The 26,955-nt window shown below is 49.2% G+C and carries 23 protein-coding genes and 1 pseudogene; 21 read left to right on the plus strand and 3 right to left on the minus strand.

The annotated features are described in order from the left end of the window. Positions 1 to 46: 46 nt before the first annotated feature. A complete protein-coding gene (locus EL628_RS12910; protein ID WP_218028907.1) occupies positions 47 to 1,183 on the minus strand; it encodes a cellulase family glycosylhydrolase in 1,137 nt (378 codons plus the stop codon). 265 nt (positions 1,184 to 1,448) lie between these two features. Next, entirely contained in the window at positions 1,449 to 1,781 is a 333-nt protein-coding gene (locus tag EL628_RS30135; protein ID WP_126580351.1) for a hypothetical protein, read from the minus strand. 413 nt (positions 1,782 to 2,194) lie between these two features. Here EL628_RS30135 and EL628_RS12920 point away from each other — a divergent pair, with 413 nt between their 5' ends. The 7 genes from EL628_RS12920 to EL628_RS12950 all read left to right on the plus strand — a co-directional run bounded on the left by EL628_RS12920 (position 2,195) and on the right by EL628_RS12950 (position 10,614). Further along, positions 2,195 to 3,223, plus strand: a complete 1,029-nt coding sequence (locus EL628_RS12920) for a LacI family DNA-binding transcriptional regulator (protein ID WP_126580352.1) — start codon at positions 2,195 to 2,197, stop codon at positions 3,221 to 3,223. Between the two features lie 193 nt (positions 3,224 to 3,416). After that, on the plus strand, positions 3,417 to 5,129 hold the full coding sequence (locus EL628_RS12925; protein ID WP_126580353.1) for an ABC transporter substrate-binding protein: 1,713 nt from the start codon (positions 3,417 to 3,419) through the stop codon (positions 5,127 to 5,129). Positions 5,130 to 5,247: 118 nt separating this feature from the next. Further along, the gene (locus EL628_RS12930) at positions 5,248 to 6,180 is read left to right on the plus strand and encodes a carbohydrate ABC transporter permease (RefSeq protein WP_126580354.1); all 933 of its coding nucleotides are present in this window, start codon (positions 5,248 to 5,250) and stop codon (positions 6,178 to 6,180) included. Between the two features lie 56 nt (positions 6,181 to 6,236). Further along, complete coding sequence (locus EL628_RS12935; protein ID WP_161975473.1) at positions 6,237 to 7,244, plus strand: carbohydrate ABC transporter permease; 1,008 nt, start codon at positions 6,237 to 6,239, stop codon at positions 7,242 to 7,244. A gap of 61 nt (positions 7,245 to 7,305) precedes the next feature. After that, positions 7,306 to 8,007: a hypothetical protein gene (locus tag EL628_RS12940; protein WP_126580356.1), complete on the plus strand. Its 702-nt coding sequence runs from the start codon at positions 7,306 to 7,308 to the stop codon at positions 8,005 to 8,007. Positions 8,008 to 8,248: 241 nt separating this feature from the next. Beyond that, a complete protein-coding gene (locus EL628_RS12945) occupies positions 8,249 to 9,916 on the plus strand; it encodes an ATP-binding protein (protein WP_126580357.1) in 1,668 nt (555 codons plus the stop codon). Next, a complete protein-coding gene (locus EL628_RS12950; RefSeq protein WP_126580358.1) occupies positions 9,916 to 10,614 on the plus strand; it encodes a response regulator transcription factor in 699 nt (232 codons plus the stop codon). Before EL628_RS12945 ends, EL628_RS12950 begins: the two co-directional genes overlap by 1 nt. A 71-nt stretch (positions 10,615 to 10,685) precedes the next feature. On the opposite strand, the gene EL628_RS12955 is transcribed toward EL628_RS12950, so the two are convergent. After that, entirely contained in the window at positions 10,686 to 12,692 is a 2,007-nt protein-coding gene (locus EL628_RS12955; protein ID WP_126580359.1) for an APC family permease, read from the minus strand. 616 nt (positions 12,693 to 13,308) lie between these two features. On the opposite strand from EL628_RS12955, the gene EL628_RS12960 reads away from it, so the two are divergent. The 14 genes and pseudogenes from EL628_RS12960 to EL628_RS13020 form a co-directional block, all read left to right on the plus strand. Continuing rightward, positions 13,309 to 13,719, plus strand: a complete 411-nt coding sequence (locus EL628_RS12960) for a response regulator (RefSeq protein WP_161975474.1) — start codon at positions 13,309 to 13,311, stop codon at positions 13,717 to 13,719. 170 nt (positions 13,720 to 13,889) lie between these two features. Next, positions 13,890 to 13,985: a potassium-transporting ATPase subunit F gene (locus EL628_RS12965; RefSeq protein WP_126580361.1), complete on the plus strand. Its 96-nt coding sequence runs from the start codon at positions 13,890 to 13,892 to the stop codon at positions 13,983 to 13,985. 92 nt (positions 13,986 to 14,077) lie between these two features. Further along, on the plus strand, positions 14,078 to 15,817 hold the full coding sequence (gene kdpA, locus EL628_RS12970; protein WP_126580362.1) for a potassium-transporting ATPase subunit KdpA: 1,740 nt from the start codon (positions 14,078 to 14,080) through the stop codon (positions 15,815 to 15,817). Further along, positions 15,814 to 17,937 (plus strand): potassium-transporting ATPase subunit KdpB, encoded by a 2,124-nt coding sequence (kdpB, locus tag EL628_RS12975; RefSeq protein WP_126580363.1) that lies wholly within the window; start codon positions 15,814 to 15,816, stop codon positions 17,935 to 17,937. The genes kdpA and kdpB overlap by 4 nt, the downstream gene beginning before the upstream one ends. Positions 17,938 to 18,006: 69 nt before the next feature. Further along, on the plus strand, positions 18,007 to 18,606 hold the full coding sequence (gene kdpC / locus EL628_RS12980; protein ID WP_126581943.1) for a potassium-transporting ATPase subunit KdpC: 600 nt from the start codon (positions 18,007 to 18,009) through the stop codon (positions 18,604 to 18,606). Positions 18,607 to 18,616: 10 nt separating this feature from the next. Beyond that, a complete protein-coding gene (locus EL628_RS12985) occupies positions 18,617 to 19,906 on the plus strand; it encodes a sensor protein KdpD (RefSeq protein ID WP_126580364.1) in 1,290 nt (429 codons plus the stop codon). Between the two features lie 231 nt (positions 19,907 to 20,137). Next, positions 20,138 to 22,288 (plus strand): APC family permease, encoded by a 2,151-nt coding sequence (locus EL628_RS12990; RefSeq protein WP_245994084.1) that lies wholly within the window; start codon positions 20,138 to 20,140, stop codon positions 22,286 to 22,288. Positions 22,289 to 22,334: 46 nt separating this feature from the next. Beyond that, the gene (locus EL628_RS12995) at positions 22,335 to 22,583 is read left to right on the plus strand and encodes a hypothetical protein (protein ID WP_126580365.1); all 249 of its coding nucleotides are present in this window, start codon (positions 22,335 to 22,337) and stop codon (positions 22,581 to 22,583) included. 222 nt (positions 22,584 to 22,805) lie between these two features. After that, positions 22,806 to 23,324 (plus strand): flavin reductase family protein, encoded by a 519-nt coding sequence (locus EL628_RS13000; RefSeq protein WP_126580366.1) that lies wholly within the window; start codon positions 22,806 to 22,808, stop codon positions 23,322 to 23,324. A gap of 17 nt (positions 23,325 to 23,341) precedes the next feature. Next, positions 23,342 to 24,166, plus strand: a complete 825-nt coding sequence (locus EL628_RS13005; protein ID WP_126580367.1) for an ABC transporter ATP-binding protein — start codon at positions 23,342 to 23,344, stop codon at positions 24,164 to 24,166. A 16-nt stretch (positions 24,167 to 24,182) separates the two neighbouring features. Further along, positions 24,183 to 24,998 (plus strand): ABC transporter permease, encoded by an 816-nt coding sequence (locus EL628_RS13010; protein WP_126580368.1) that lies wholly within the window; start codon positions 24,183 to 24,185, stop codon positions 24,996 to 24,998. A gap of 51 nt (positions 24,999 to 25,049) precedes the next feature. Then, positions 25,050 to 26,039: an ABC transporter substrate-binding protein gene (locus EL628_RS13015; protein WP_126580369.1), complete on the plus strand. Its 990-nt coding sequence runs from the start codon at positions 25,050 to 25,052 to the stop codon at positions 26,037 to 26,039. A gap of 118 nt (positions 26,040 to 26,157) precedes the next feature. Next, a complete protein-coding gene (locus EL628_RS30330; protein WP_218028909.1) occupies positions 26,158 to 26,364 on the plus strand; it encodes a hypothetical protein in 207 nt (68 codons plus the stop codon). Continuing rightward, positions 26,351 to 26,920, plus strand: a pseudogene (locus EL628_RS13020) (LLM class oxidoreductase); the annotation flags it as partial. The gene EL628_RS30330 and the pseudogene EL628_RS13020, both read left to right, overlap by 14 nt. Positions 26,921 to 26,955 lie beyond the last annotated feature (35 nt).

Here is a 26,955-nt window from a genome sequence, read left to right on the forward strand (position 1 = left end):
AAGATCATCGACACCGTTCCGAAGAAGAAGAGAGAGTGTGCAAATGTTAATGGGATGGATTTACTGCAGCAAAGCGCTGTTGGAAACCCAGGCCAAACGCAGTGGGGGTTCCATTATAGTCGCTGATCAATGAAGGGAACGAGCTACAATCGTAGGTATCCCAGGCCCAGCCCAGGTAACCAACGCCGTGTTGGTCAGCCCAATCCATAGCACTATCCACAAAGCCATGCTGGCAGTCATTCTCACCTAACTCACCAAAGACCACAGGAATCTGAGCCACAACTGGCCCAATGATCTGGTTATAGCAAGTAGAATCTTTACAGCCAGAGAAATTGTAGATGTGTGAAGAGGCCATCAAATTATGGGCTGGATCAGTGGGCAGTGCATCGAGAATACCCCCCAGCCAGTTAGCATAGCCAAGTCCACCCAGCATAATCACATTTTTTGACCCGGTGCTGCGAACCGTATCTACCAGAGTCTGCATACCAGCCGCAGCATAATCAATCTCGGGGCAGGATGCAGAATTGGGAGCGGAACTTCCATTCTTCCAGCAATCCCAGTTGCTCGTGGGGTAAGGCTCATTGAAGAGATCGAAGATGACAGAACGATCATATTTAAAGAGATCAGCAACCGAGTGCCAGAATTCAATGGAATGATCGGCATCGGGCATCGAACGCTGTCCAATGGCGATCGTTGTGCCTGGCGCAGTCCAATGAAGATCTAAAACAGGAATAATCCCACGCGAATTAAGCAAGATGACATATTGAGCAATCGCAGCGCGATAGGTAAGACCACCGTAGGCAGGCTGAACGCCATTGATGCCCAACCAGCAATCTTCATTGAGAGGGATACGGACAGTGTTGATATGCCATTTGGCCATTGCATCGACCGAGGCCGCATCATTTGGACCATCAAAGATGCCTGCATTATTGACACATTTGTATTCAGTGCCCGAGCGATTCACGCCAAGCAAGCGAATAGATTTGCCATCGGCACCAACGAGCTGATTTCCATTGACATGAAGATCGAAGATATTCAAGATTGAACTGGGAGGTGTTGACACAGACCTTGCCTGGGCCACATTTGTCATGGAGGGTACGAGGCTAAAGAGCAGGGTACAGAGGAAGATGAGTCCTCCTTGTAAGAGCCTGCGCTGGAAACGAAGGTACATCAGTGTGCTCACTTTCTTTCCAATCTCTCTGCAGAGAAAATTGGACCTGATCTATCAATAGTGTTTGTGAAGAAGCCACAGAATATCATCCGCGCATTATGACGATCGGACGTCAGCAGCGTGCGTGTCCAGGACGGTGCATTTCATCTCTCTGCCAGATGCATGGATAATATCCTGAAGCTCATTTATCGATTACTCTTGTCGAACATTTCTTTTCACTCAACAGCATGTCCGACTATCGAGATGAAGCGTCACGTAGCGACAAGAGGCAATCTTCTTATGAAAGAGAACCAAGATGATCGCGGAAGCCAGCGCCAAATTGTGTTGCTGTGCCATCGTAGTCCGAGATGAGAGAAGGGAAGGAGCTGCAATTATTGACGCATTTGTATTCAGAGCCTGAGCGATTGACACCTAAGAGGCGAACGGAGTCCCCATTCCCATTGAGCAACTGGTTGCCCGAGACATGCAGACCGTAGATGGTTGAGAGAGAGGTGCTGTCAGGGCTTGCATGGGCTTTTTTCAGTGAAGGTTGAGTTACGAGCGTAAAGGCAAACACACTACCAGCCAGGCAGAGAGTGAGACAGATCCGTGCAACTGGGTGATTTCTCATAAGAACGCTCCTTGTTCTATCAATCCACAATGACTACGAGCCAGGATAATGAAAAGCAAACGCCGCTTTTCTTGTTGCAGTGTCCATTTTATTTCTGAAATAAACCGGAATAAATCCAGAGATATTCGGTGGTAATCTGTCACTAAAACAAAGAGTAAAGAGAAAATCATCACTTGTCAAGGGGGTATTCGCTTGTTTTCTCTCCTTCCAGGAAAAAAGGGCCTTTCTTTTATGGTCTATTCAACCGGTGTGTTTATGAAAGATATCTGTTCTCTAACCGGAAAATTGATGCTGTGGAGTATTGACATTCTAGTTTTTTTCCGGTTATACTTGCTCTTACTGGCGCACCAAGTACAACTAAGCTGAAGGTGTGAGTTGGGAATAAGAGCGGCGTCATTGAAGGAAGAAGTAGCGTGAGTAATCAGAGAGAAACCAATGAAGTTCCTCGTACCGTCATCAGCGATATTGCAGAGCGGTCCGGGGTCTCGGCAACCACCGTTTCGCGTGTCTTAAACGGGCATAAAGATGTCTCAGCGGCCACGCGCAATAAAGTGATGCAATATATTAAAGAGCTTGGGTATGTCTCTCATCGCACATCACGCACATCTTCTGCTCAACTTGGCATCACTGTTCCCATGTTCAATAACTATTTTGGAAAAATCATCGAAGGAGTCTATGAAGCATTGCAGGGGCGCAATGCACAATTATTGCCTATTCGCACCAATAACTATTACGATGCTGAAGTAAGTCAGGTGCAGCAACTCATGAACCAGGAGATTAGCGGTATGATCTTTACTTTACCGCAAGAGAATGCTGATGAGTTGTTACGAATCAAGCAAAAAGGACTTCCATTTGTGGTGGCTGATCCCTTTCGTTTATTACCGGATGAGATCCCAACGATTATGGTTGAAAATATTTCGGCCAGTATGATTGCAACGGAGCATCTTTTAAAGTTAGGGCATCGCCGTATCGGGGTCATTACGGGTCCTCCAGACTGGAAGACCACGATTGATCGCACAACCGGGTATTATGCAGCTCTGGCCTCGGCTGGCATCCCAATTGATCCTGTCTTAATCTGTGAAGGACGTTGGCAGGCAGACAGCGGCGATGAAGCAGCCAGACAATTACTGGCCTTACCTGAGCCACCTACCGCCATCTTTGCATTTAATGATGATATGGCAATTGGAGCCATCTATGCTGTTCACGCATCAGGCTTGCGTGTGCCAGAGGATATTTCTGTCGTTGGGTGCGATGATGCGCTCGATGATCTTCCCTATGCATTGCCCCCACTGACAACTATTCATCAACCATTAAGGGAGATTGGACGCATCGCAGTTGATGTTCTCTATCGGATTATGCAACAGCAACCGCTTGAAGCAACACATATTAAACTTTCTGCGCGCCTTATTGTCCGTCATTCAACAGGACCTCGTAAACAATAACAGAAGCCTTCGCTTCCTGGTTTTTCTCAAGACTGCTTGAGAGAACATACTTTGTTGTCTTTTTTCTCAGGCATCGTCTTTCGTTAGCTCTGACATGTGTTTGACAGTAAATACGGATTTCAATTAAACCGGTTGTCCTATTGTGTTGTCATGATTTTTTAACCCACTTTCATTGGAGAAAGAAAGGTACACCATGTCTCAAGTTGACTCATCTATTCAATCCTCTCGTTTGTTTGCATCTGAGCAGCCTGCTAGCGTCCTTCAGCAACCTTTGAATCGTCGTCGTATGTTAAAACTTCTGGGGGCTACAACGGCCGTTACTGCTGGTGGCGGAATTTTAGCGGCCTGTGGAGGTACCTCTGATACAACGGTACAGGTAACCCTCCAGGCCTCAGGTGCCTGGCCGATTAATTCGATGCCGACTGCGGATGCTCAGGCGAAAGATCCTTTCCAGAAGGCTTATGCTGATTGGTTGCAGAGCTGGCTGAAGAAGAATGCAGGCGTAAAGATTAAGGCCAGTAGTGCGAATATCTGGGACCCACAGGCGCTGTCAACTGCGATTAGTACAGGGACAGCCGCAACCTGGTATCTGGCCAGCGTGATTGGCGGTGATGATGCAGGAACCCGCGCAGTCTTTGCACGTGGATTGGCAGCTGATACAACAGATCTCTTCAGCCACTATGCTTCGCAGATGCCTTTGTCTGCCTATGCTGCCGATGCCTGGAAGAACCTCTGGCACTTGAATGGTCACTATTATGGTGCGCCTGGAGATTATTTCCCTGGCCGTGGTGTCTACTACCGGCGTGATCTTTTGAAAGAGGCTGGCCTGGAGGAACCAAAGGTTGGCTGGACCTGGCAAGATCTGCGGACCCTGGCGAAAGGGTTGACGACTAGTAAGCGCAAAGGTATTGTCTTCCAGAAGAACGCTCTTTCTTACCTCCTGTCAACCTATCAATTTGATGCGTTAACCATGATCCCTCTGAATACTGGCTCGAACTGGCACTGGAAATATGACTATTCCTCTAAAGCAGATGAATGGGCGAAGATTGTTTCTATCTATCGTGGTATGGTCTTCGATGATCAGAGCGTGCTTCAAGATGTCACCTATGGTGAGACCGATGCTGAAAAGGCGTTCTTCCGTGGCGATGTTGCGATGGCGGAAATGCATTCTTCCTTCTTTACACATCCTGTATTAGGTGATCCCAGTTCACCATTGGCTCTGGCCCAGCAATTAAAGAAGCCTCTGGATGAGGTTGTGGGGTATGTGATTGATCCAGTGGCACCAAATGGTGCCTTTGGTGCCACACAGGGAAGCCTTGGGGTCGTCTCCTTTGATCCCCATCTCAGTTCCGCTGGTCTGGAGAAGGCCTTTAAGCTCTATTGCGACTTCTGGCTGATCGATGGTGTGGTGGCCTGTAACCAGGCGTCCTATAAGGCTCAGCCAACGCCAGAGAATGCCCAGAGCATCTACCAATCCGTTACGCCAACCAATAAGGCCAATGGCTCGATCCCAGGCATCCCTGGTACGAGCGAGACCTATTGGGGAACCAATGTGGTCGCCTCGTTATTGGAAGGGACGAAAGTTCCTCTGGTGCCAAACTACTCGCTCTATGTACCAGCCGAGCAGGTTGCTGGTCCTCCTCAACAGGCAGTCAATGATGCAATCACGAAGCTGGCTTTCTATCAGCAAGATGTGAAAGGTATCCTGACGGACCTTGAGAGTACGCGCAACCAGCAGGCTGCTAGCTTGCCTTCAAGTGCCTCGCAGGATGATTTCAATAAAGGTGCAAAGAACTACTATCGTGCGCTCGCTACTTTCTGGCAGAAGAATGCCCCTGATTACTATCAGAATGAATATCTGCCCTGGTACCAGAAGTCTGTTCAGCCTTTGCTTGGTAAGATTTAGGCGGATCGAGAGATGTTCTACATAGTTTGAGATGAAGACAGATGTGGGCAGATCCTTCAGCGATGAGGGGTTTGCTCATTCTGTAGTTCTCCCCCCTCAGTAAAGAAGGATAGCTGGTATGTCAAATTATGCATCCAATCTTTCAGTAGAGAGCGTTCAAGAGGTCGTGGAAGAGGAGAGTGCTGCGCCAAAGTTACGACGCCGCAATCGGATCGAGACCTGGCTGTTTCTTGTGCCAGCTCTGGTGCTTCAATTAGCCTGGGGAACCTATCCTCTGATTGTCTCGTTTATTCTCAGCCTAACCGATGCGCAACCAATTCTTCCCAGTAAGTTTACTGGATTGCAAAGTTATTGGCGTGTCTGGAACGATCCTCTCGTGGCTAAGGCCTTTCAGGTGACGTTGTGGTATGCCGTCATCTCCATTGCCTTGACTTTTCTGATCCCAATTATTATCTCCATTCTGTTGCTGGAGATGCCTCCCAGAGTGATGCGATGGATGATGTTGCTCTGGTTTTTACCCTTGAGCTCTATTGGTAGTACGGTCTTATGGAAGTATCTTTATGATGCAAACTCAGGGCTGTTTGAATATATTGCAACTGCTCTCTTGCATCTGCCCAGGCAGCAATTTTTGGGGAACTCAGGTCAGGTCTTGTTCTGGCTGGCTTTTCCCTGGTTTCTCCTGTCCAGCCCCGGTCTTATCTATCTGGCGAGCTTGCAAAGTATTCCTCAATCGTATTATGAGGCCGCTGAAGTTGAGGGGGCTAGCTTTATACGCAAAATCTGGACGGTTACCTTGCCGCGTTTGCGCCCTATCATCTCTGTTCTGCTTACATTTTCGATTATCAATTCGCTGCAAGAGTTTGCCTGGCCGAGAATTATGACCAATGGAGAGCCTGCAGGCGCCAGCCGTACCGTCGTGATGTATCTCTATCAGTATCTTCTGGATCAACGTTTTGCAGATGCGACTGCCCTGGCGGTCTTCCTCTTCCTGCTTATTATGGCTCTGGTAATCCTCTCACGCTTCTTAATCAAAGAAGATCCGGATGCGTAAGGATGACCTCAACTGAGATGTGAAGGCTGTTTTATGAAGAAAGGGTGATGAAGACTATGGCACTGTTTCCAACTGTTGGACGTAAACAACCATTGATACGTTTTTCCTGGTGGTGTGTGGCGCTTCTTCTCTCGCTTGGCGTGATCATACATTTGATTCCTTTTTATTTTATGATCACTTCATCGTTGAAAACAGGGACTGAGACGCTGGCAAATCCCCCAACCATCTGGCCGCAACATGTGACGTTTGCTGCCTGGATGTTAGTTCTTAATATTGCATCAGGGGCCGGGACGCTGATGCCAGAACCGTTCTATCTCTATCTCTGGAATTCGCTTTATATGACGGTTTTGACGATCCTCATTTCCTTGCCGATTACGTCGATGGCGGCTTATGCCAACAGTAAACTACAACGTGGGCCAGCGGCCCGTTGGACGTTTGTCTACCTGATCTCGATGCTGATGGTTCCTCAGGTAACGACGCTGATCCCATCAGTCTTTTTGACGCTCCATTTTCCGTTTGCTTTTCCACGTCTTCCTACGTTTGATAGCGGTGATCCTTATCCCTCTCTCCAGATCTGGGATACGCCTCTGGCTGTGATTATTCCGAGCCTGTTTAATGGCTTCAATTTTCTGATTTTTAAGGGCTTTTTTGATAGCATTCCGACTTCCGTTATTCAGGCGGCTCGCGTGGATGGTGGTTCTGAGTTTAATATCTTTCGCCGCATCGTTGTTCCAATGAGTGTTCCGGTCTTTGCGGCTGCCGCCTGGCTACAATTTAGCTCGCTCTGGGATGGAAATTTCAACTTCTTATGGTCGTCTCTGGTCTTACGTAGTCCTGACAAGTTGCCTACATCAGTGGCTATCTACACGCTGATTAATACGTTTACACAGCAGGGAACGACCTCAACGACGCTGGCTGAATCGCAGAAGACGCTTTTGGAGCAAGGACTGACCTGGAATGGGCTGATGGTTCTGGGTTTACTCCAAACAATCCCCATTTTTGTGATGTTCCTGGTCTGTCGCAATTATCTCTTGAGTGGTATTCGTATTCGCGGTCTGAAATAGTGAAAAGTTAATGCTTTGGAGGTACAAAGCGGAGCTGAGCATCAAGAAAGGAGCACGAGAAATGCTGCAAGAACAGGTCTATAGCGAGCTGGAAGGCAGAGATTCTGAGGTTCGTCACCCGATCTGGGGGGCTTTTTTGTTGCTCAAGGAGAATCTTGAGCGGATTATGTTGCTCAATATTGGGTGGGGGCTGCAATTGTTTCCGGCTCTGGTGGCCCTTGCCTTTCCTGATCTTCCCCTCTGGCTGCGCGCTGGTTTTTTTGTGTATAGTGCATTTGCCTCTGTTCTGGCCGGAGGAACCCTCTATGCAGTCATTGCGCGGCTCTCTGCTGGTGAGGATCTCCATCGACAGCTGATCTGGGATGAATTGCGCAGGTGTGTCCGGCCCTGTTTTCGTAGCCTGATTCCTCTCTATAGTCTCTGTGCGCTGTTGCTCTGGCTGATTGTGCTTCTGCCAGCGCAGTTCTTGCCTGGAAGTGCTCTGGCTCAGTTTGCTCTGCTCTGCCTGCTGTTCTGTTCGATCTACTGGGGCCCGATCCTGATCCATTCGAACGATCTGTCCTGGTTTGCGCTGTTGAAAGAATCAGGGAAGATGGTCTGGCGTGCTCCTTATCAGACGTTGCTGGTTGGTCTGGTCATTGGCGTTATTCTGGTATGTGCCATAGCCACAGTAGCGGGTTTCTTCTTGCTCGCTCCTGGCCTTGTTGTCACCTTGCAATTGCATACATATCAGTTGTATGGGGTAGCGCGCCGACGAAAGTAGTGGTGATACCAGAGAATCGGCCCGGCAGAAAAATGCGATCCGGATCACATTTTTCTGCCGGGCCGATTCTCTGTTGTGATCTTCTGTGTGCCTTTTCCCACGGTAAGAACACCTTCTCCAGGCTAGCGGAAGGCTCTGTTTACAGAGGCATAGCTTTTACAGAAAAAAAAATCTGTGATATGCTTTTTCTGACTCAACGAATTGAGTAGGTACGATTAGGAAACATGGGATCGCGCATACAATGAAATCAATCTATCCAGTCTTATTTTTAGGTGCACAAAAAGAGCAATGGAAGAAGCGCCTTTGTCTTGATTCTCTTCTGGGCTTTTTTTCAGCACTTATCGCTACAACTTTTATTTATCTCTTTAGACTGTATCCTGCTATTCCTAATATCTCAATTCTCTTTCTGCTGGTTGTGCTGGCTATGGCAAGCAAGAGGGGATTGTATGCAGCTATCCTCACCTCGCTGGTTGCCTTCTTCTCCTTTGATTTTCTGCTTGTGCGGCCCTTATTTACGTTCTCAATGGATCGTTTTGATGAGCTGTTAGCGCTCTGCATCTTTCTGGTAACGGCTATTTTAACGGGAGAGTTGGCTTCAGCATTGCAGCAGCGTGCAGCTCAGGCTACAGCTCGTGCGAATGAGACACTGGCCCTCTATGAATTAGTCAAGGCAACCACAAGTGCACAGAGCCTGGAACGTCAGTTAGAGACTGTTGCTCAGGCGATTATGAAGAACTTTGCAGGCGTTGGCATTTTTGCCTGTGCCATTATTCTTCACAACGAGCGAGGACAGTTAGAGCTAGTCGTTGAAGTCCCTGGCCATCTCCACCCAACCGCACTTTCAGCCGAACAAGAGAGTATCATCGCGAACGTTTTGATGGAAGGAAAGCCAGCTGAAATCCCGGCCTCTTCCCAGACAGTGGAATTGCTGCGAGGGCGCGCTCTACGGCCTGCACGGATCGCAGAGAAATATGTCTTTAAGGTCTTGCCGCTCCAGACGGGCAATCATTGTTTTGGTGCGATTCGGCTACTTGTGCAAAAAAACTCGCAACGCATCTGGACACGTCCTACCCATGGGCATGAAGATGACAGTTTTCAGCAGCCGGCAACATTTTTCTGGACCTTTCTGGATCAGGCTACTGCCATGATTGAGCGCTCGCGCCTCCAGAGTGAAGCCCTGCAAGTAGAGCTGTTACAGCAAACAGATGCGCTTCGCCTGGCATTGCTCTCATCCATTTCACATGATCTGCGTACACCATTATCATCGATCAAAGCCTCAGCCACCAGTCTCTTGCAAGAGGATGTGGATTGGGATGAGGAGTCACGAGCCAGTTTTGTCGTCGCCATCGAGAGAGAAGCTGACCGACTGAATCGACTGGTAGGAAATCTCCTGGATATGTCGCGCATCGAAGGGGGAGCCTTGCAATTAGAGACCGAGTGGTATCCTTTAGACGAAGTGATTCATGATGTCGTGGGTCGAATGCAGGTAGTCTTAGAGAAGCGTCCAATTCTCTTTGCTATTCCTGACAATCTGCCACCAGTTGAGCTAGAATATTTATTAATTGATCAAGTCTTGACGAACCTGCTGGAGAATGTTGTACGTTACACCCCCGAGGGTTCACCAATAACGATACGTGTGCGCGAGCAAGAAGCTTCCTTGCTTGTGTGCATTATGGATGAAGGGCCAGGAATCCCGGCCCATGCATTAGAGCGTATTTTTGATAAATTTTATCGGGTCTCCGAAACGGCACGCCGAGCGACCAGCGTTATGGGGACCGGACTGGGTCTGGCGGTCTGTCGAGGATTGATAGAGGCTCATGGTGGAAAGATCTGGGCTGAAAATCGTTCGCAAGGTGGAGCTCAGTTTTGTTTTACGCTGCCCTTAAGAGCTATAGAAGGATCAAAGTAATGAATAAGAGTGGTGCCCGTATCCTGGTAGTTGATGATGAGATTGAGATTATGCGTGCCTTGCAGCGCAGCCTGACCGCACATGGTTTTGAGGTCTTCACTGCATCCAGTGGCGAAGAGGCTCTCAATGCTATTCCTCACCATCGTCCAGATCTGATCATTTTAGATCTGGGCCTGCCAGGCATCAGCGGTTTGGAAGTCTGCAAACAGGTGCGGCAGCAATCGAATCTCCCCATTATTGTGCTCTCGGTCAAAGATACTGAACACGATAAAGTGTTAGCATTGGATCTTGGTGCAGATGATTATGTCTCGAAGCCCTTTGGCATTAACGAAGTATTAGCTCGAGTGCGTGTAGCCCTGCGTCATACCGCGCAAGTTCAGGCTGGGACCGAACCGATTTTTAGCGCAGGTCCACTAAAAGTAGATTTTGCGCAACGGACAGTGCAGGTTAATGAGCATGAAATCAAACTTACCCCTACTGAGTACGATCTGTTAAAAGCATTGATCAAGAACAGTGGCAAGATCATGACCCGCCAGATGCTCCTCTCGCAAGTGTGGGGGACTGGCTATGGGGCTGAGGCCCACTACCTGCATGTTTACATTGGACAATTGCGGCGCAAGATCGAGCCAGATCCAGCCCATCCTCGATTTATTCTGACCGTTTCAGGTGTGGGCTATCGTTTTAACGCTGAAGACTAACCGTACATTGTCGCCGAATAGACGCAAAAAAGGGAGACGTGTTATCTGCACGCCTCCCTTTTTTCTTTTCGTTACCAGCGTTTAAGCAAGTGAGCGACCTTCCCTTCAGGGGTGATTTCATAGCGAATGCGATCAGGATTAATATCTTTCAATTGCTCCTCATTTTCAATCGCCATAATGGTATCGTAGGGATGCACATACTGCCAGATCTGCCCAGGGGTCTCTGGAGTTGTCTGAAGATAGACATAGCGCCGATTGGGTATTTTGGCTTTGAGCGCGAGATTCTCGGCTCGACCAAAGGCCTCTTTTGCCTGTGGATCATCGAGATAAGGATCAATAATCTCCATCATCCGTGGGGCTTCAGTGCGAGGCTGCTGGCGACTGAGATAAAGGAACGTCACGGGCCTATTCTCATCGGCAGCATGGATGGCGGCATGAATGACCGCATCATTGGTAGGGTTGTCCTGTTTCATTAGGGCCAGAATAGAGCCAGGAAGGCTATCCAATTGCGTTACCACCACAGGGACGGGAACCTGTCCTTGTTTCTGGCGGCTCGAGTAATTGAGATAAGCCACAATCATACCCACAGCGGCCACGCCTCCTCCGAAGGCAGTCGCCAGAGGCTTGGTAATCAGGTTTGTTGTCCATGCCACACTGACAAGCAGAGTCGTCAAAACGCCCAGGGTGAAATCGATCTTGAACCAGAGCGTTTTTGGTTGAGGAAGATGGACAAGATCAGCATGCATAAGTGCAGTATGCGCCCTGGGAACCGCTGGCGCTACATGAGAGGTCTGGAGATCGTGAGCCTCAACAGCCACCACTTCAGGGCTATTGGCCGGAGAAGCGTGTCGTATTGCCTTGAGTGCTCGATTGGTTGCTCTCCACTCTTTGGTGCGAACAATATCCAGGCCAAAGCAAGTCAGAGTAAACGCACCGAGTAGACCGAAGGCATACATATCACCCAGGATATCGACATTTCCAGCAACAGCAATCAGGACCGCAATGGGAATACCTGTTGCCAACATAATAGAATAATGGGGCGTGCCTCGCAGCCTGTTGCGTTGGAGGATAATCGGTGGCAAGAAGTCCATGCGAGACAGGGCCATAAAGACATGATAAGCGCCAATGATAGCAGTGTTACTGGCAAACACCAGAAGGGCACAGGCGCTAATAGCGACCTCTGCTCGTAAGACGGGGCCACCAAACTCACCAGCCAGGAGAGAAATGATCTGAGAAGATTGGTGAGGATCAGCAGCGGCCTTGGGGAGCAGAAGGGTTGAGAACATCGTCAAGAGTGGACTGGTAAGTCCAACAGTAATGACAACGAGCAGCAAGGCTATCCCTGCCACTTTTTTATGGGGCTGTTTCATCACAGGTGAAAGCTGAGAGATACTTTCTAAACCTGAGAAGGCCAGAAATGATCCTGCAAAACCGGCCAGAAGCGATCCTGCATTGAGACTATGCCCGGCGAACATTTGAGGGAAGAGCGCAAGAAATTCAGGAAAGGAAAGATGGCTGAATACGGTTACAAGGATGGCAATATCGCTGAGAAAAGCGATAACGGCTCCTGCAAAACTGACCTTTGCACTCTCGCTAATGCCGACCCAGTTTAAGATGCCCAGCAGGACCATGATTCCAACAGTAATCCACAAGGCATAGGGAGGGCCAATTGCCGGTACAATGACACTCAGATAGAGAATGCCAGATAGGCAGCTAATGGCGGCTGTTAAAAAGTAGTCAACCAGAATAAACATGCCACCCATTGCACCAAACCAGGGATTGAGTGCCTGGGCTGCTACAGTCACTACACCGCCACCTTGTGGGAAACGATGAGTAATCTCTGCATACTTGAGTGTCAGCAAGATGAAGACCGACATCGTGAGAAACACGAAGAAGCCAGCCAGACTCTGGACCGACGTATACAGAATGCCAGGTGTGTAATAGACTGAGGTACCAATGTCAGCAAAGACAACTGCCCAACAGAGCAATGGTCCAAGCATACCAGCAGCCGAGTGTGACTCATGATCATGGCCTGGTGCCATGTTTTTTGTTCCTTGTGCCAGAGATTCCTGCACCATACTATTTTTTCGTCCTTTGAAAAGGGTGATTGCTTCTGTTTAATTCTTTCTTTGCTACGACTTTTTTTAGACCTCTTCATCTATTTTCATCTATTTCGCCCTGCCGTAGAAATCAAACATTGCTCAATAGTGTAGCACAGCAAGCTGTAACAAGTAAAATGTTTTTGGGTGAAATTTTGAGGGATTTTTTAGGATCTCAACTAGTTTATTGATCAGCTATTGAGGATGAGCTTTCTTTTATTGAGCGTATCTTTACGTCTACGTCGATCGTTTGCCGTTCTGAGAAACTTCCCTCAATAAAGACAAGTCTGATTCAGTATTTCCTTTCTGCTTCAACCAGGGCCCCGTAGCGGCATGTGAGCCACCTCCAGACTATTGAGCATTTTTTGAGGCTCGATTTCGTTCTCTTTATAGAGCCTTGAGTAAAGAAGGCATATATTTATAGAGCCTTAAGTAAAGAGGGCATTACATATAGAGCCTTAAGTAAAGAGGGCAGATGGAGCCAGAGCAGTTGCTTCTAGCGTGGTTAATAGTGTAAAGGCTATGCGGGGAGTGACGGCACGTTCCTGTGGAGACAGAAATGGTTCAGGTAGCAAGAAAAAGGAAACAGGTCTGTATGCAAGGTGCGCGTATTCTTTTAGTTGAGGATGATGATGTATTGCGGGGAGTGGTTGAGCGCAATCTCTGTGCTCGTGGACACGAAGTACATCTTGCCATTGATGTGCAGAGTGCATTGGCGCAACTGCGCAGTTATGAATTTGACCTCGTACTGCTTGATATTAATCTGCCCGATCAGACTGGTTGGGATATTCTGCGTATTGCGCAGACTGAAGGCCATTTTTTGTTGCATCAGGTAAAGAAAGACCAGTTGCCAGAAGGAACCCTACCCGTGGTAGTTCTCTCAGCTGTGCGTGTCAGTCCCCGCCGTCTGGCTGAGTTTCATCCACTGGCCTATCTGCCAAAGCCTTTTCCGATGGAAGCGGTCCTCCGGCTCGCTGCGGAGGCGGTTCCTCAGGATAGGCAGTAGCAACGTCCTGGTTCTGTTTGAGCTGGCTGATGGAACTGTTGGAAATCTGAAAGCGTGAAGGTGTTTTTTATGCTTGATCTATTGATAGTGGCGGTCACAATCCTCTACTTTTTGCTCTGTGTTGGCTTTACCTTTGGTAGCGATCGTTTGTAACGAGAGGAGAGTGTGTGATGAATGCTCCACTTGAATATATCCTGGTTGGTATTGTAACGCTGGCGGTAACAGTCTATCTTGTGATTGCATTACTTGCCCCTGAAAAGTTTTAGTTGATTAGAAAACATGTATTCGTGTTGTCCGCTTGACATACCATCTGGTTTGAAGAGCGGTACTGATCATGATTGAAATTGAGGTGTGACTTATGCCTGTAACGCCCAATAGCGTCGTTCAGGTTCTGATTTATCTGGTACTTTTATTAGCAATTACCAGACCATTGGGCCTTTATATGACGAAGGTTTTTGCTGGTGAGAGGACCTGGCTCTCGCCGGTTCTTGTTCCAGTCGAGAAAGTGTTTTATCGTTTGTCTGGCATTGATCCTGAGGAGGAGCAGAAATGGACCGGGTATGTCATTTCCATGCTTGTCTTCAGTCTGGCTGGGATGCTGTTGTTGTACCTGCTAGAGCGCACACAGCAGTTTCATGGTTCATTGTTGAATCCTCAGAACTTTGGAGCCGTCGAGCCAAACCTTGCATTTAATACAGCGGCCAGTTTTACCACCAATACCAACTGGCAGGCCTACACAGGTGAGCAGACCATGAGCTACCTGACGCAGATGGCGGGTCTGGCCTTTCATAACTTTGTCTCGGCGGCCACAGGCATTGCGCTGGCAATAGCTTTTATTCGTGGTCTCACGCGACGTAGTGCGCAATCATTGGGAAATTTCTGGGTCGATGTCGTTCGCTGCACCCTCTATCTCCTGGTTCCCTTCTCCATTGTTGGCGCGTTAGTCCTGGTCTCGCAAGGGGTGGTGCAAAACTTTAGTCCTTATACGATTGCTCATACTCTGGATGGAGCACAACAGGTGATTGCTCAGGGGCCTGTGGCATCGCAAGAGTTTATTAAAGAGTTTGGGACCAATGGTGGTGGCTTCTTCAATGCGAACTCGGCTCATCCATTTGAAAATCCGAATGTTGCCACCAACATGTTGGAGATGCTGGCAATCTTTGCGATTCCTGCCGGATTGGTCTACACTTTTGGGAAGATGGCAGGGAACACCAGGCAAGGTTGGGCTATCTGGGCTGCGATGGCCGTTCTCTTCTTGATTGGTGTGTTTGTGATCCTGCCTGCGGAACAGGTTGGGAATCCTGCACTGACAAAACTTGGGATTGATCAGTCCGTTACTGCTTATCAGGCTGGCGGCAATATGGAGGGGAAAGAGGTTCGATTTGGCATAACGCAATCCGCGTTGTTTGCAACGATCACCACTGATGCCTCCTGTGGGGCCGTGAATGGTTTCTTCGATAGCTTTACACCATTGGCGGGTCTGGTCCCAATGGCAAATATTGCGCTGGGCGAGGTGGTCTTTGGTGGCGTTGGATCGGGATTGTATGGCATGCTTATCTTTGCGGTCTTAGCCGTCTTTATTGCTGGCCTGATGGTTGGTCGGACTCCGGAGTACCTGGGGAAGAAGATTGAGCAGAAAGAGATGAAGATGGCAGCCTTAGCCATTCTGATTCTTCCAGCTTCGATTCTCGGTTTTACCGCGATTGCTGCTGTCCTTCCGATAGGAATACATTCGATTCTGAACCCTGGCCCTCATGGCCTCTCAGAGATTCTCTACGCCTATACCTCGGCGACGGGCAATAATGGTTCGGCCTTTGCTGGCCTGACGGCGAATACTCCTTTCTATAACTGGACGATCGCTTTTGCCATGCTGGTTGGCCGATTTGCCTTTGTAGTGCCAGCGATGGCTCTGGCCGGTTCGCTGGTGCAGAAAAAAGTGGTGCCAGCGGGCGCTGGAACCTTCCCAACGACGGGACCTCTCTTTGTCGTTCTCTTAATTGGCATTGTCGTAATTGTGGGTGCGTTGACCTACTTCCCAGCCTATGCACTGGGACCGATCGTGGAACACCTACAAATGTTAGCTGGAGTTGTTCGATGAGTACTGAACTCTTAGAGACGAAGCAGTGGAAAACCCGTCGTAAAAGCGCAAATTCTGTGTTCAATGGTCCGATTCTTCGTCGTGCGCTGCTGGATTCATTGATCAAACTGGACCCACGGGTACAATTAAAAAATCCGGTAATGTTTGTCGTAGAGGTGGGGAGCGTCATTACGACGATCGAGTTTGTGCGTCTGCTCATTACTGGTCCCTCCAGTGAGCTCTCCTTTGTATTGGGTGTGACTATCTGGCTCTGGTTTACCGTGATCTTTGCTAATTTCGCTGAGGCAATGGCAGAGGGACGAGGAAAAGCTCAGGCAGATACGCTACGTAAGACACGTTCAACGACGCAGGCAAAGCGCCTGGCCAGCCGTTTACATACCAGCCCGTTGACAGAAGTGGCTGCACCGGAACTGCGCAAGGGTGATTATGTCCTGGTTGAGGCAGGAGAGGTCATTCCCGGCGATGGAGATGTTGTTGAGGGCGTGGCCTCGGTTGATGAATCGGCGATTACCGGTGAATCAGCGCCGGTGATTCGTGAGAGCGGAGGAGATCGCAGCGCTGTCACTGGAGGGACACGTGTGTTATCGGACTGGATTGTAGTACAGATCAGTGCCAATCCTGGCGAGACATTTCTGGATCGCATGATTGCCCTGGTTGAGGGAGCAGCCCGCCAGAAGACCCCAAATGAGATTGCCCTGAATATTCTTCTGGCCAGCCTGACGATCATTTTTCTGCTGGCAGTGGTGACCCTGGAGCCTTTTGCAATCTATTCCCATAGTCCTGTCTCGATTCCAACGCTGATCGCTTTATTGGTCTGTTTGATTCCAACGACGATTGGAGGTCTACTCTCGGCAATTGGTATTGCGGGGATGGATCGAATGGTGCAACGGAATGTCCTGGCGATGAGCGGACGTGCTGTTGAGGCTGCGGGTGATGTGGATGTGCTCTTGCTAGACAAGACCGGTACGATCACGCTGGGCAATCGTATGGCGAGCCGTTTTGTGCCATTGGAGGGTGTGAACGAACGAGATCTGGCGGAGGCGGCCCTGCTCTCTAGCCTGGCGGATGAGACCCCGGAAGGGCGCTCAGTTGTGGCTCTGGCGAAAGAGCGCTATCAATTAGAGGCAGAGGAGCAGCCTGAAGCCATCTTTGTTCCCTTCTCAGCGCAGACGCGTATGAGTGGCGTCGACCTTCCCACCGGCGAGAAATTAATTCGTTCAGTGCGGAAAGGTGCTGGCGATTCGGTTGCAACCTATGTGCGTGAACTGGGTGGAAGCACGACCGATGAACTTGATGCCCTGGTCAAGAGCATTGCGAGTGCTGGAAGTACGCCTCTGGTCGTCGCAGAAGCGGTCACAAAAGATGGAGCGACCGGTCAGGCTCGTCTTCTGGGAGTGATTGAGCTCAAAGACATCGTCAAAGGTGGGATGCGTGAGCGTTTCGATCAGTTGCGCAAAATGGGCATCCGCACAATTATGATTACAGGCGATAATCCACTGACCGCAGCAGCCATTGCTAAAGAGGCTGGAGTCGATGATTTTCTGGCCCAGGCGACTCCTGAGACGAAGATGAAGTTGATCCGCGAGCAGCAGGCAGGTGGTCGTCTGGTGGCGATGACCGGTGATGGGACTAATGATGCTCCGGCTCTGGCTCAGGCAGATGTGGGTGTGGCGATGAATACGGGGACCCAGGCTGCGAAAGAGGCCGCCAATATGGTCGATCTCGATTCCAATCCAACCAAATTGATTGAGGTTGTTGAGGTTGGCAAGCAGCTTTTGATGACGCGAGGTGCGCTCACTACCTTTAGTATTGCAAACGATGTAGCGAAATACTTTGCCATCATCCCGGCGATGTTTACCGTTGCGTTTCCGGAGCTCAATGCACTCAATATCATGCACCTAGCAACACCGCATAGTGCAGTTCTCTCGGCTGTCATCTTTAATGCTTTGATCATCATCGCGCTCGTTCCATTGGCACTGCGTGGCGTCACATATCGTGCATTGGGCGCTGGTCCATTGTTGAGCCGGAACCTCTTGATTTATGGTCTGGGAGGTCTGATTGTGCCTTTTATTGGTATCAAGCTCATTGATCTGCTGCTGGTTCTCCTGCATCTTGCATAATGTTGCTTTCAGCCAGAGGAGCTCTCCTCTGGCTGAGCGTAAAGAAGGATAGATATTATGGCTCTGGTGATGAAAAAATACATACGTCCCGCCATTGTGGTAACACTGCTTTTAACAGTTGTAACAGGCTTATTCTACCCTGGAATCGTCACAGCCCTGGCTCAGTTGATCTTTCCAGCGCAGGCGAACGGGAGCCTGCACTATGCATCCGACGGAAAGACCGTCATTGGCTCAGACCTGATTGGACAATATTGGACATCGCCACAATACTTTCACGGTCGCCCTTCAGCAACAGTAAGTGTAGATGGAAGCAAGGCTCAGCCCTATAATGCGCAGAACTCTGCTGCCTCCAATCTGGGTCCAACCAATAAAGTATTGATTGATGGAGTGAAGCAGAATGAGGATGCGGTACGTAAAGAGAACCCCAACACGCCTTTGAGCACACCTGTTCCGGTCGATCTGGTAACGGCTTCAGGCTCCGGCCTTGATCCAGATATCTCGGTAGCCGGAGCCCTTTTCCAGGTACCACGGATTGCGACCCAGCGAGGGCTCTCTGAGGATGCGGTCAAGAAGATCATTACAGATCACACGCAGCATCGCTTCCTCTGGGTGTTTGGGGATGAATATGTCAACGTCTTAGATCTTAATCTGGCTTTAGATCATAAGTAAAGAGAGAGATATGAGCACGCACCCTTCAGATAAAAAGGCACGTGAAGAGGGACGGCCCGATCCAGAGGCTCTCTTAAAGCGCTATCATTTAAGTGATGCTGAGGCGGGAGGAGGCTCAACCTCCTCTCCTCTTTCAAACAGCACCAGAGAGAACCAGCGAGGCCGTCTTCGCATCTATCTGGGTTCGGCCGCTGGCGTTGGCAAGACGTATGCCATGTTAAACGAAGGACGTCGGCGTAAAGAGCGAGGAAGTGATGTTGTCATAGGTTATGTCGAGACACATAAACGTGCTCAGACAGTGGCTCAACTGGGTGATCTTGAGTTGCTTCCTCGTAAAAAGATTGAGTATCGTGGCGTGACCCTGGAAGAGATGGATACCGAGGCCATTATTGCCCGTCATCCACAGATAGCCTTGATTGATGAACTGGCTCATACCAACGTGGCAGGTTCCAGACACGCGAAACGGTATCAAGATGTCCAGGAGGTTCTGGAGGCTGGCATTGATGTTATCACGACGGTCAATGTGCAGCACCTTGAGAGCCTGAATGATCTGGTTGCCAGTATCACTGGGATTCAAGTGCGGGAGACCCTGCCAGATCGTATTCTTGACCAGGCCGATGAGGTTGAGCTGATAGATATTGCCCCCAACGCACTGCGTCAACGAATGAAGCATGGCAATATCTATCCGGCAGACCGTATCGAACCGGCCCTTAATAATTTCTTTCGCGAAGGTAACCTGACGGCCCTGCGAGAACTGGCCCTGCGGCAGACCGCCAACAAGACCGAATCTCAGCTTCAGCAATATATGACGGAGCATGATATTACCTCGCAATGGTCCACAACCGAGCGTGTGTTAGTAGGATTTGATCACCGGCCCTATAGCCGATCGATTATTCGAGATGCCTGGCGTCTGGCTCATGGTATGCACGCCGAACTGCTTGCTGTCTCCGTTCAACTGGAGGGGTATCCAGCCTTCCTGCGCCGTATGACATTTTTACTACAGCATGGTGGAAAGAGTGAAGCGATTCTCAAAGAGCAACAGCAGCGCCTGGAGGAGCATGCCCTTTTTGCAGAGGACCTTGGTGCGGAGATCATTCGCGTCTCCAGTTCCGATATTGCTCAGGCCCTGGCTGAAATAGCGAACAGGTATCATGCCACGCAGATTGTTCTGGGGCAGCCAGCCCATAAGCGGTGGGAAGTATTCCTCTATGGATCTGTTACCAATCGGATCTTACGACTAAAATCAGATGTTGATATCCACCTTGTGCCTTTAGAACGCAAAAAAAGGGAGGCAGACTAAGCAGAATCAAGCAAACGCTATTGAGTTAAATCTACTCTTTGACGAGCTTTTTGACAGGATTTTCGTCATTTTCTTGAGAATTTTTTGAGAAATTTGACAGGAATCCTGATGTCATGTTGAGGAAAAAAGGGCTATATTGTCAGCTGTGCTGATCAAGAGGCACAAAATAGCACCTCAAAATGAGTAATGTTTGATGCAGCTCATTCAAAGGGGATGGAGATCACACTCACTATGGACCATACTGAAAAGCAGGTTTCCACTGTTGAGGAGGGGAGCCGCCCTTCTCAGGCAGCGCAACTTCCTACTATGATCGACGATGATCCTGCTTTATTGTCACGTGCAGAAGTCTTGCATGGAAAATTTCCCAGTCATGAACGCGTTCGCTTAATTCGCCCCAGTCGACCCTCTTTTAAGCAGATTAGCTCCGATATGCTTCAAGCCACCGAGATAGCGATTGCACCTCGAGGTGGGGCAGGCCGCATCTTTTATCATATCAAGCGTGCCTTGATTGGAGCTCCTATCGCCAACTCTGAGGCCGAACATGAGCGACTGACCAAATTTAAGGCCCTGGCTGTCCTTTCATCGGATGCCATCTCTTCTGTTGCCTATGCAACGGAAGCCTGTTTGATGATCCTCTTCACCGCCGGTGTGAGCTCACAAGGCTTGACGACCGTTCTGCCAATCAGCCTGGCGATTATTGCACTGTTAGCAATTGTTGCGATCTCGTATCGGCAGACCATTCCAGCCTATCCAAATGGCGGAGGATCTTATATTGTCGCAAAAGATAACCTGGGTAATCTGCCAGGATTGATTGCTGCTTCATCGTTACTTATCGATTATGTGTTGACGGTCTCTGTGAGTGTTGCATCCGGGGTGCTGAACTTTGCTGCCCTGTTTCACGGTGCAATTGATCCCTATCTTGTGCCAATTGAGGTAGGCCTGGTCATCTTCATTACTGTTGTGAATCTGCGTGGAGTGCGTGAATCAGGCTCCTTTTTTGCGATTCCAACCTACTTTTTTATTGTCTGTGCATTCGCTCTGATCCTGATGGGCCTGATCAAGGGGTATGTGTTTGATCATCAGCCGATTATTGCCGCCTTTCCGGCCAATCCCAATCCTGCTACGCCATTAACCTTTTTCCTCATTCTGCGTGCTTTTGCCTCTGGTTGTTCGGCGATGACTGGAGTTGAGGCCATCTCAAATGGTGTGCCAGCCTTTCAAAAGCCTGAAACCAAAAATGCTGCCAAGACACTTACAGCCATGGCCCTGATTCTTGGCTCGCTCTTTGCGGGGATCACCCTGCTGACGCTGACCTATGCACCGCACATCTTTCTTGATCCCTCTGGCTCGAACACGCTGATTGCACAGATCTCGCAGCAAGTTTTTTCGCATACACCAGTCTTTTTCATGTTCTATGTCTTCCAGATTGCTACCCTATTGATTCTGGTCCTGGCTGCGAATACGAGCTATTCAGACTTTCCCCGTCTGGCCTCACTGCTGGCACGTGATAACTTCTTGCCGCATCAATTTGCCTTCCGTGGTGATCGTCTGGCCTTCTCGACAGGCATTGTCTTCCTGGCAATTTTAGCCAGTACTCTGCTGATTGTGCTCAATGGTGATATTAGCCGCTTGATTGATCTCTATGCCGTGGGCGTGTTTATGTCCTTTACCCTCTCACAGAGCGGTATGGTACGCCACTGGTGGAGACTACGGGCGAGTGAGCCTGGTTGGCAACGGAAGCTCTCTATTAATGCTCTGGGAGCCCTGGTGACGTGTGTGGTGGCTGTGATTATTGCCTCCACCAAGTTTCTCACCGGTGCCTGGATTGTTGTTATCCTGATTCCTTTGCTCGTACTTGTCTTCTCAGGTATCCATGCTCACTACACTCGTGTTGAGAGTGAGCGTACCACGGGTATTCCTACGAAGCCTGCAGAGATCCAGCACCTGTTTGTCGTACCTATTGCAGGTATGGACCGTGTCTCTGTTCAGAGTCTGGCCTATGCGCGTTCGATCTCTGCGCATGTGATTGCCGTCCATGTAGCAGTGGATGTTGAGGATGCTCATCGTGTCCGTGAGGCCTGGAAGATGTGGCGTCCTAATATTGCTGATGATGAAAAGACGGAACTGGTGATCATCGAGTCTCCCTATCGCTCGCTCTTCCGTCCCTTGATTGATTATATCGATACGGTTCATGAGCTGTTTCCTGATTACACCTTGACGGTCTTGCTTCCAGAGTTTATCGTCGCCCACTGGTGGGAGCATTTCCTGCACAACCAGACGGCTCTGCAACTGAAGGCAGCCCTCCTGTTCCGTCCTGGTATTGTCGTTACCAGCGTGCCACAGCATCTTCCGCATCGCTCGCAGATGGGGATCTCTGCCTAGAGTATCGTTTTCAAGAAGCCTCTCCGCATGTTGGAGAGGCTTCTTTGTGCCTCGCATTCTCATCATGCCTGGTTTATCTTCAGGCTTGAGAATAGACATTTATAACACCTCTCCAGCCGGTTTATCGTATAAAGTTGACTTTGTTAATCAAGATTATCATAAACCCTTGACAGATGGAATAGAATCCTTTATGCTTGTGTTAAGAAAAGTTCTTTCCTCAAAGGGGAAAGCAGAAATTTTTTTTGATCAGGCGAATGTAACAGTAGTTACAAAGACATATTGCTCTGAAGGTTGATACACTCTTTTCCATCGTGGGTGGTATATATGTGACTCGAGCAATAAGCAGATCCTCATCTGATCATTGAATGAACCCTGTACTTTGTGCCAGATAAATGTAACTATAGTTACTCTCGTACTATCATCTGGTCATGAGGCAGTGCTTGATGTGTATGTCGTATGGTAATCTTGCGTGTGCTGCTCATCTTGTGGCAGCAGAAAAGTGAAAGAGGTGAGTGCTATGAGCATTGAACAAGCTAATTTTCGGTACACTTTGGGACACTTTGCTTCTGGGGTGACAGTCATCACGACGCAGCACCAGCAGCAGCTTCATGGAACCACAGTAAGTTCATTCTGTTCACTCTCCTTAGACCCTCCTCTGGTGCTCGTTGGAATTGATCTCAAGGCCAATATTCATGATCTGATCGTCGAAAGTGGTGTCTTTGGGATTAATATCTTATCCGAGGAAGGTGAGGCGCTGTCACGCCATTTTGCCCGTCGTAGTCCTGATAAATTTGTGGGGGTCAACTACACCTCTGGTCTGTTGGGCGTCCCTTTGCTAGAAGATGTCGTGGCGACGCTTGAGTGCCGTGTGGCGGCTCGTTACCCGGGTGGGGACCATGCTATCTTCGTAGGTGAAGTTGCAGCCCTGACCACGCGATCTCAGGCGCAGCCATTACTTTACTATCGAAGCAGCTATGCTCACTTATACGACAAGGCCATTCATCAGTTTCAGCCAGCCAGCCTGGTTGCTCAATAAGAAAAGAGGAATGGACGATGGGACAACAGTATGACGGTTCGATTGTGCAGATCAATGGGGTCTACCTTGATTATGCCCAGGGAGGGGTTCGAGGGGATCGGATCTCGGCCATTGTTGAAGATGCCAGCTTCTCGATTCAGCGTGGTGAGAAATTTGTAATTATCGGACCCTCGGGCTGTGGGAAGACCACATTGTTAAAGGCCATTGGTGGTTTTCTTTTGCCATTACGGGGGGAGATTCTTCTCAATGGATCGGCAATTAAGAAGCCCGGGCCTGATCGAGCGGTCGTCTTTCAGGATTTTGAACAGCTTTTTGCCTGGAGGACGGTCTTAGGAAATATTGTCTATGCCTTGCAGGTCACGCGTAAGATCTCCAAACGGCAGGCTATTGAGAAAGCCCGTTATTATCTGGAGCTGGTTCAGGTGGCAGCAGCAGCAGATAAATATCCGCATCAACTCTCAGGCGGAATGAAGCAGCGGGCGGCTATTGCTCGGGCATTGGCGTTGGAACCAGATATCTTGCTGATGGACGAGCCATTTGGAGCTCTGGACGCCATCACGCGTGGAGAGTTGCAGATTGAACTCAACGAGATCTGGAAGCGGACAGGTGTAACCATTGTTCTGGTGACGCATTCGATTGAGGAAGCGATCTTTTTAGGATCGCGGGTGCTGGTCATGTCGTCCTCCCCTGCACTGATCCGTGAGATCGTCGATACCAGTCGGATTGAAGACTTTGGCGACGAAGCGTTTAGTCAGCTTTCTCGGCACTTACATTCGCTTCTGATTCGTCAGAAACCCGTTACAGAGCCAGTTGCAGAATTGGCAGGAAACGCGGCCAATTAAAAGAAAGGAAGTTGATATGCGTATTAGTGTCTCTCCACCAGGAGTCGTCGCCAGAGCTCAGAGAGTGCCGAACTGGCTTCGCTATCTGGCGATAGCAATCGGGCTGCTGGTGATCTGGCAGCTTTATGTCACATTTAGTGGTGTTGATAGCCTGGTCTTTGCCTCGCCGTTAGCCACATTGCAGACGCTTATTGCCGATGTGAAGGATGGTCAACTGCCGACGGCAACTGTTGCATCCTTACAAAACCTTGTCATCGGGATGGCTTTAGGTATCATTGGAGGCCTGATTCTGGCTTCAATCTCAACCTTTTCACGCTTTGGACGCGATATCTTGACAGTGTTTACCGCATTGTTGAGTCCTTTGCCTGGTATTGCCATCTTGCCTTTAACGATGATCTGGTTTGGTCTGAGTCCGGCAGCGATCATCTTTGTGGTCGTGCATAGTGCGCTCTGGCCCATTGCTGGCAACACCGATACGGGTTTTCGCACTATTGGAAGTACAACGCGCATGGTCGCGCTCAATCTCGGGCTGAGCCGATGGCGAACGATAACCGATGTCTATCTACCAGCAGCTATGCCGCATCTCCTGTCGGGACTGCGTTTAGCCTGGGCCTTTGGCTGGCGTACCGTCGTTGGCGCTGAAGTCGTCTTTGGCGTCGCAGGTTCGGCTGGTGGACTCGGCTGGTATATCGATAATGCACGCTATTTTCTGAATCCACCAGCAATCTTTGCGGGTCTTGTCGTTATCTCACTGCTTGGTATGCTATTAGATGCATTTTTCCTGTGGGTGGAGCGGAAGACGGTTGTGAAGTGGGGAATGAAACAGAGCTAATCAAATTTTTTATCACGCTATTATTCATTTTATTGCGGAGGAATCTCTTTTATGGCCAAACATCGCTGGTTAGTTGTTAGCCTTTCTCTCATTGCACTTATCTTATTTGTAAGCGGTTGTGGAAATTCACAGGCGGCTTCATCGCCCTCAGCTGTGCCTGACTCTTTTACCATTGCCTATCAACCTGGACTTGGTTCCGTCTCTCTGATTACCATCAAGCTTCAGAAAACATTGGAGAAGCAATATCCTAAGACCAAGATCCAGTGGAAAGTTGTCAATAGTGGATCGGCTGTTCGCGAGGCTGTGATTGCGAATCAGGCCCAGTTGGGTTCGCTTGGACTCCCCCCGTTCCTGGTTGGTTGGGATCGTGGTTTCAACTGGAAGGTCCTTACAGCTACCAATCGATCTGATGGATGGTTTGTGGTGAAAGATCCCAATATCAAGAGCCTCAAAGATTTAAAGCCGACCGATAAGATTGGGGTCGTTGCACCTGATTCGCAGCAGGCGATTCTGATTCGCAAAGCGGCGCAGCAGCAATTGGGTGATGCACATGCTCTGGACAAGAATCTGGTTACGATCTCTTCTGCCGATGGTGAGGTAGCCTTGCGCAATGGTCAATTGACGGCCCAGTTATCGGGTTCACCTTTTCAAGAGCGCGAAGTTGCGGCGGGAGATCACGTTATCTTTCACACCAAAGATATCTTTGGTCCTGTAGGAGCTGGTCTGCTGGTTCTGCCAGAAAAGTTCTACAATCAGTATCCTGATTTCTCAAAGGCATTTTACAAAGATTATCAGGATGCCGTTGCCTTAAATAAGGCCAATCATGAGCAGGCAGCTCAATTTTTAGCACAGGATCAGGGTGGCGGTGGATCGGTAGCGAACTTCAAGGCCTTGCTGGATAGCCCAAGTTTTATCTTTGACACCACTCCATCGGGTCTGGTTGTTTACGCCAAATTTATGAAATCAATTGGTCTGACCTCCAAAGAGCCGGGCTCAGTCAAAGATTTTGAGCTACCAACGGTCTATGGAACTGGAAGCTAGATTGCATTTCGTTCTGGGAGGGAAGCATGATCAGAAGAGATGATGCTTCCTTCCAACTGCTACCAAGAGGTAGTATCGAGCCGATAGATCTGTAAATGTGAGGAAGAAGGGAAAGCTAATGGCAACACACAGAGGTCAGATAAAATTAGGCGCTTTTCTCCAGAACTCTGGTCATCATGTTGCGGCATGGAGGCATCCGGATGTTCCTGTTGATGCAAGCTTAAACTTTGCTTTTTATCAAGGTCTGGCTCAGACAGCCGAACGAGCTAAATTTGATCTTGTCTTTCTGGCTGATGGGAACGCAGTCAGCCAACTATGGACGTAATCCAGAGAATGTCAAAATCATGCCCGGCATCTTTGCGGTCATTGGGCGTACGGAAGCTGAGGCCAAAGAGAAATACGATCAGCTCCAGGATCTTATTGATCCACAGGTAGGCTTAGCCCTACTCTCAGGCCTGATTGGTAATGTGGATCTCTCGGCTTATCCGTTGGATGGTCCTTTACCAGATCTCCCAGAGACCAACAATAATAAAAGCCGCCTCAAACTGGTTCAAGATCTGGCAGGTCGAGAGAAATTAACGATCCGTCAGACGTATCTGGCCATTGCAGGCGCACGAGGTCATCGTACCATTTGGGGCACGCCTGAGCAGATCACAGATCAGCTCGAGGAATGGTTTAGCAATGATGCTGCGGACGGCTTTAATATTATGCCTCCGCATCTTCCAGGTGGTCTGGATGATTTTGTGGAGTTGGTCGTGCCGGAATTGCGCCGTCGAGGGCTTTTCCGTACAGAATACGAAGGCCGAACCCTGCGTGAGAATCTGGGTTTAGCTCGTCCAGAGAACCAATTTGTATCCGCACCAGCATCAGCAATTGTTTAATCTCCAGGTAGCTAGCTAGAAATAGAGAGACGATC

Source organism: Tengunoibacter tsumagoiensis (assembly GCF_003967535.1).
Lineage (GTDB): Bacteria > Chloroflexota > Ktedonobacteria > Ktedonobacterales > Ktedonobacteraceae > Tengunoibacter > Tengunoibacter tsumagoiensis.